This window comes from Pradoshia sp., assembly GCF_051873915.1.
In the GTDB taxonomy this organism is placed as follows: domain Bacteria; phylum Bacillota; class Bacilli; order Bacillales; family Pradoshiaceae; genus Pradoshia.
In genome coordinates, this window is record NZ_JBJEFJ010000086.1 from 4,397 (window position 1) to 10,332 (window position 5,936).

The 5,936-nt window shown below is 44.5% G+C and carries 6 protein-coding genes; 3 read left to right on the forward strand and 3 right to left on the reverse strand.

Going from position 1 to position 5,936, the window contains the following annotated elements:
* Positions 1-181: 181 nt before the first annotated feature.
* Both pdxT and pdxS read right to left on the reverse strand, forming a co-directional pair.
* Positions 182-769, reverse strand: coding sequence for a pyridoxal 5'-phosphate synthase glutaminase subunit PdxT (gene pdxT, locus ACI35L_RS07955; protein ID WP_439802639.1), 588 nt, complete (start codon positions 767-769; stop codon positions 182-184).
* A 2-nt stretch (positions 770-771) separates the two neighbouring features.
* Positions 772-1,659 (reverse strand): pyridoxal 5'-phosphate synthase lyase subunit PdxS, encoded by an 888-nt coding sequence (gene pdxS, locus ACI35L_RS07960; RefSeq protein WP_439802620.1) that lies wholly within the window; start codon positions 1,657-1,659, stop codon positions 772-774.
* Positions 1,660-1,787: 128 nt separating this feature from the next.
* Here pdxS and ACI35L_RS07965 point away from each other — a divergent pair, with 128 nt between their 5' ends.
* Both ACI35L_RS07965 and ade read left to right on the forward strand, forming a co-directional pair.
* On the forward strand, positions 1,788-3,179 hold the full coding sequence (locus tag ACI35L_RS07965) for a PLP-dependent aminotransferase family protein (protein ID WP_439802621.1): 1,392 nt from the start codon (positions 1,788-1,790) through the stop codon (positions 3,177-3,179).
* Positions 3,180-3,292: 113 nt separating this feature from the next.
* Positions 3,293-5,029 carry an adenine deaminase gene (gene ade, locus ACI35L_RS07970; protein ID WP_439802622.1) on the forward strand — a complete coding sequence of 579 codons (1,737 nt, stop codon included), beginning with the start codon at positions 3,293-3,295 and terminating at the stop codon, positions 5,027-5,029.
* 159 nt (positions 5,030-5,188) lie between these two features.
* Here ade and ACI35L_RS07975 read toward each other — a convergent pair whose 3' ends face one another.
* A complete protein-coding gene (locus tag ACI35L_RS07975) occupies positions 5,189-5,467 on the reverse strand; it encodes an AbrB/MazE/SpoVT family DNA-binding domain-containing protein (protein WP_049672744.1) in 279 nt (92 codons plus the stop codon).
* A 167-nt stretch (positions 5,468-5,634) separates the two neighbouring features.
* Here ACI35L_RS07975 and ACI35L_RS07980 point away from each other — a divergent pair, with 167 nt between their 5' ends.
* Complete coding sequence (locus ACI35L_RS07980) at positions 5,635-5,877, forward strand: YkuS family protein (RefSeq protein ID WP_439802623.1); 243 nt, start codon at positions 5,635-5,637, stop codon at positions 5,875-5,877.
* Positions 5,878-5,936: the final 59 nt, after the last annotated feature.

The window sequence follows — 5,936 nt, forward strand, 5'->3', positions numbered from 1 at the left end:
TTCGCCCATAAACAAAGAAATCAAGTTTCACTCCTTTAAATATCTTCGTCTTACCTGACCCAATCCATGAAAAGACCAAAAAATTTTCCTTTTTTTATGAATAATCTGCTTTTTTATCCCCAGAGAACGGAAAAAAAACAGGAGAAGGCCAAATCTGGTTTATCTCCTGTTTGTATTAGATTTAAGCAATATCAGAGTCCTCACAGTGCTCCTTCACCATTTGGATGAATAACTCAAGAAAACGCGAATCATCAGTCAGCTCGGGATGAAAGGAACTGACGAGAATGCGGCCTTGCTTGGCTGCCACAATATGTCCATCATAGTCTGCAAGCGTCACGACACTTTCTCCGGCATGAAGGCAATACGGGGCACGGATAAAAATGGCCTTGAATGGTTCATCCAACCCCTTGATAGCAAGTGATGTTTCAAAGCTTGCCCGCTGACGACCTGAGGCATTGCGCTGAACAACGAGATCGATTAGTCCGAGTGGCTCGGGATCGGAATCATCGGCAATCTTACTTGCGAGCAATACCATTCCGGCACATGTGCCGAAGATAGGTTTTTGGAATGATTGGATGGTTTCTGTGAACCCATACGTATCCATCAGCTTCTTGATGGCGGTGCTTTCTCCTCCAGGAATGATGAGTCCGTCAAGTGATGCAAGCTCTGAGGGGAATTTAATTCTTGAGGCTGTACAGCCTGTTGCTTCTACTTGTTTGATATGTTCTGAGACAGCTCCTTGCAGGGCTAATACGCCAATATGAGGCATTGTTACCAACCCCGATCCTGCATACGGCTTTCCGCTGGAATCGTGGCAATCTCAATTCCCTTCATGGGGCTGCCTAGTTCAGTTGAAAGTTTGCCAATCAGCTCATAATCCTTGTAATGAGTGGTTGCCTGGACGATTGCTTGGGCGAATTTCTCAGGAGACTCGGATTTAAAGATTCCTGATCCGACGAAGACGCCATCAGCCCCAAGCTCCATCATCAGGGCAGCATCTGCCGGTGTCGCAATTCCGCCTGCCGCGAAGTTGACAACAGGCAAGCTGCCCTCTTCCTTGATTTGAAGCAGAATATCGTACGGAGCTCCTAAGATTTTCGCCTCAGTCATGAGCTCATCCTCATTCATATGGATGACCTTTCGAACCTGCGCCTGAACCTTTCGCATATGGCGGACAGCTTCAACAATATTACCTGTACCTGGTTCTCCCTTCGTGCGCAGCATGGAGGCACCTTCCCCGATCCTTCTTGCTGCTTCTCCGAGGTCGCGGCATCCGCAGACGAATGGGACAGTAAAAGCCCTCTTTTGAAGGTGATACTCTTCATCTGCAGGCGTTAAAACTTCACTTTCATCAATGTAATCGACACCCATTGCCTCGAGTACGCGTGCTTCCACGATATGGCCAATCCGTGCTTTAGCCATCACAGGGATAGACACGGCCTTCATGACCTCTTCTACGATACGCGGGTCTGCCATTCTTGCAACCCCGCCAGCCTTGCGAATGTCAGAAGGAACACGTTCAAGAGCCATGACGGCAACAGCTCCCGCTGCCTCGGCGATTTTGGCTTGCTCCGCATTGACAACATCCATGATAACCCCGCCCTTTTGCATTTGGGCCATACCTCGTTTGACAGCATCAGTGCCTAAAGCTTCTCTCATATAATTAGCACCATCCTTTTTTAATTTTAAAAATAGTGTGATTGTTGTATGGTATAAGTATAGAGGAAACAGACCCCATTAAAAGATTCAGTTTTAATCATTTTGATGGTGTCAGTGAGGGAGAAAAGATGAATAGATTAGCGTGTGAACTAAACCGTGAAAGCCGTATTCCAATCTATGAGCAGCTGTATGTTTTTATCAAAAATGAAATCATGTCCGGCAGATTGCCATATCAAACGAAGCTGCCTTCGAAACGGAATCTCTCTGATTACCTGCAAATCAGTCAAAATACAGTAGATGCAGCTTATCAGCAATTGGTTGCAGAGGGATATATTGAGGTGCTTCCTCGGAAAGGATACTATTGTTTGGCCTCAAAGGATTTGGAATACATACAGCCTGGGGAAAGCTGCTCAGAAAAGAGGGATGAGCCGGGTGAGCAGATTATTCAATCCTTTCATCCGAGTCATATTGATGTCAGCGTGTTCCCCTTCAAGACGTGGAGGAGATTGGCAAAGGATTTGATTGATTTCAATAACCAAGATTTATTATTGCTTGGCGACCCCTTTGGTGAAATGGAACTAAGAAGAGAGATTGCGACCTATTTGTACCATGCAAGAGGTGTCATTTGTGAGCCTCGGCAAATTATCATTGGAGCAGGCCTTGAAATCCTGCTGCAGCAATTGGTCCTCTTATTTGGCAGCCAGGCAAAATATGGCGTTGAAAACCCTGGTTATCAGGTCATGAACCGTATCATGCGCCATTTCCCGAATAAGGTTCAGGCTGTAGGAGTGGATGAGGATGGGTTAAAGATTGATGAGGTCCTGCAAGGGAATATGGATATTCTCTATACAACACCATCCCATCATTTCCCGTTTGGGACCGTCCTGTCCTATAACCGGCGTGTTCAATTGCTTTCATGGGCAGCTGAATCGAATGAGAGGTTCATTATCGAGGATGATTATGACAGTGAATTCCGCTATAGCGGCAAATCTATTCCCTCGCTTGCAAGCATGGACAGCTTTGGGAAGGTGATTTATTTCGGTTCCTTCTCCAAATCCTTAATGCCGTCCATTCGTATTAGCTTCATGGTTCTGCCAGAGGAATTGCTTTCCCGCTATCAAGAAGCAGGATTCGGGCATTCCTCCGTATCGAGGATGGATCAGCATCTTCTAGCTCGTTTTATGCGTGATGGGGAATTTGAGCGTCATCTGAACCGGATGCGGAAGGTGTATCGGAGGAAATTAGAAATAGTACTAGAACATTTGAAGCCTCATAGGGAAATTCTTTCCGTAATCGGGGAGAAATCAGGCCTTCATATTGCACTTGTTGTCCATAATGGGATGAATGAGGAGCAAATAAAGGAACGGGCAAGGGAGAAAGGGATTCTCCTGCACACTCTTTCTGATTATTCTATCGTGAAGGAGGATTTTCCCCCAACCATCGTGCTTGGTTTTGCGGGGATACCAGAGGCTGAGCTTGAAAGAGCCATTGCCCGGTTATTAGAGTGTCTTAATGGATAAAAAATATAAGAAATAGGCTATTCTCATTACTCCTTATTATGTGTTATAGTAGGTTAAATTTATTTCATTATTACATCTTAAGAGATTACTAACATAGAAAAAGGGTGATTAGGATGGATTACAGCTTAATGCAAAGACGTATCAATGTGGCTTCAGGGAAGGAGCCGGCAGATCTTGTTGTTAAAGGCGGCAAAATTTTGAATGTATTTACCGGTGAGATTCAGCTTGGAGATATCGCGATTGTCGATGGGGTTATTGCTGGTATTGGCCAATACGAAGGCAAAAGAGAAGTAAATGCCGCAGGGCGATACATCAGTCCATCCTTTATCGACGGCCATGTGCACATTGAATCCACAATGGTTAGCCCGCTGGAATTTGCAAAGGTTCAGGTAAAGAACGGTGTGACTGCCGTCATTGCAGATCCTCATGAAATTGCCAATGTCAGCGGGGCGCAAGGAATTCAATACATGATTGAGCATACGGAGGGTCTGCCTTTTGATGCGTATTTCATGCTTCCATCCTGTGTACCTGCTACGGAATTTGAAGAAGCGGGAGCGATTTTGAACAGTGAGGATCTAGCTCCATTTTATGAACAGCCGCGTGTACTTGGACTTGCGGAGGTCATGAATTATCAAGCTGTGCTTGAGAGCGAGCCTTCCGTGGTTGAGAAACTGCTGGATGCAAGGAAACAGCATAAATTGATTGATGGTCATGCTGCTGGTTTGTCTGGGAAGGCCATTGATGTATATATGGCTGCCGGTATTCATACGGATCATGAGTGTACGACTGCGGAAGAGGCAAAGGCCCGTCTTGAGAAGGGGATGTATCTCATGATTCGGGAAGGGACAGTCGCAAAGGATTTGAAGCAGATCATCGGGGCCGTTAATGAGCGGAACGCGAGAAGATGCCTGTTTGTAACAGATGACCGTCATTTGGATGACGTCATGATGGAGGGCAGCATTAATAATTGTATCAAATTAGCCATTGCAGAAGGTATTCCTGTCATGACGGCTTATCAAATGGCAACCTTGAATGCGGCTGAATGCTTCCGTCTGAAAAATCAAGGAGCGATTGCTCCAGGCTATAAAGCCGACTTTTTGATGCTTGATAGTCTTGAAGAGGTTGCCATCCATTCAGTCTATAAGAACGGGAAATGTATCGTAAGCGAAGGTTCTGTCCAGGGATTCCCAGAGAACTATCCATATGCTATAGCGGAAAATCTGGCGAATACCGTTTCCCTCGGTAAGATTGATTCGAACGATTTGGCAATCAAGCTGAAGGGGGAAGAAGCAAATATTATTGGCATCATTCCGAACAGCCTAATCACCAAACGTCTCATCGAGAAGACGAATCGGACAAAGGAGGGCTTCTTCGAATCGGATACCCATCTTGATCATCTAAAGATTGCGCTTATTGAACGGCATAACGCGACAGGCAAGATTGGCCTCGGAATTGTTAAGGGGCTAGGGCTGAAATCAGGAGCTTTGGCCACGACGGTTGCACATGATTCTCATAATTTAATTGTCACTGGCACGAATGATGAAGACATGCTGGCAGCCATTCAGGAGCTTGAAAAAAGCCGAGGAGGGCTGGTCATTGTCAGTGAAGGAAAAGTGCGGGCCAAGCTTGCTTTGCCAATAGCAGGCTTGATGTCAATGGAAAGCGCGAATGCTGTCTACGGACACTTGCGCGAAATGAATCAAGTATTAGCTGACTTAGGGGTTTCACAGGACTTCAATCCATTCCTGACCCTGTCATTCCTGGCACTTCCGGTTATTCCGGCATGTAAGATTACGATTGATGGACTCTTCGATGTCACGGAGTTCAAACATATCTCGATTGATGCCTAAATGAAAAGCTGGCCTCCACGAAAAATCCTTGTGATTTTTTGGAAGCCAGTTTTTTTATATTCTTCCATTCATTTATGGTTTGGATTTCTTGATTATACATAGTCTATTGAACATGACAAAAAAACAGGCGGATCTTTCCGCCTGTACGAAGAGTAAGTCTTATTGTTTAATGACATGATGAAGTTCTTCAGTGAGCCGCTGAATGCCTTCTGGACTTAAGATGATTTTGCCGTTGGCGAGTGTAATATTGTTGTTGCTCACCTCGCCTGTAATGATACAAGCCTTGCCAGGCATGTATTTCTGAAGGATGATTTGATTTTCGTCCGTAAAGATTTCAATTGAGTCTTTTATGTTAATATCCAAGGTACGTCTTAATTCAATCGGAAGAACAATTCGGCCTAGTTCGTCGACCTTTCTGACTATACCGGTAGATTTCATATCTATCACATTCTTTCCCTTTTTATAGAATAATAGTATTAATTTGACAAATAGTAAATAGAAAAGCTTGATATTAACAATAATGTAACATTTTGAAATCAAACTGTTTGATAAATGAATAATTTCCTTTATGGCAGAACATCCTACCATTGGAGGAGGTGTAAGCAATGGCTAAAATAGGAGTGGAAGAATCCTTATCAGATGTGCAGCAAGCGCTTCGTGAGAAGGGATATGAAGTGGTACAGTTAAACCATGAGTATGGTGCAGCGAACTGTGACTGTTGTGTCATCACAGGAATGGATAAGAATGTGATGGGCATGCAGGACGTCACGATTGAAGGCCCTGTTATTAATGCGGATGGTTTAACGGCAGATCAAGTGTGCTCAGAAGTGGAAAGCAAACTTCAATAAGTGTTTGCTTTAAATAGCGGCAATGAATGGAGCAATCTATTCATTGCCGCTATTTTTTT

What these genes read in the sequence shown, in the direction of transcription:
- pdxT (WP_439802639.1), bottom strand. Translation starts at nt 769, where the DNA reads ATGCCTCATATTGGCGTATTAGCCCTGCAAGGAGCTGTCTCAGAACAT.
- ACI35L_RS07965 (WP_439802621.1), top strand. Translation starts at nt 1,788, where the DNA reads ATGAATAGATTAGCGTGTGAACTAAACCGTGAAAGCCGTATTCCAATC.
- ACI35L_RS07980 (WP_439802623.1), top strand. Translation starts at nt 5,635, where the DNA reads ATGGCTAAAATAGGAGTGGAAGAATCCTTATCAGATGTGCAGCAAGCG.
- ACI35L_RS07975 (WP_049672744.1), bottom strand. Translation starts at nt 5,467, where the DNA reads ATGAAATCTACCGGTATAGTCAGAAAGGTCGACGAACTAGGCCGAATT.
- pdxS (WP_439802620.1), bottom strand. Translation starts at nt 1,659, where the DNA reads ATGAGAGAAGCTTTAGGCACTGATGCTGTCAAACGAGGTATGGCCCAA.
- ade (WP_439802622.1), top strand. Translation starts at nt 3,293, where the DNA reads ATGGATTACAGCTTAATGCAAAGACGTATCAATGTGGCTTCAGGGAAG.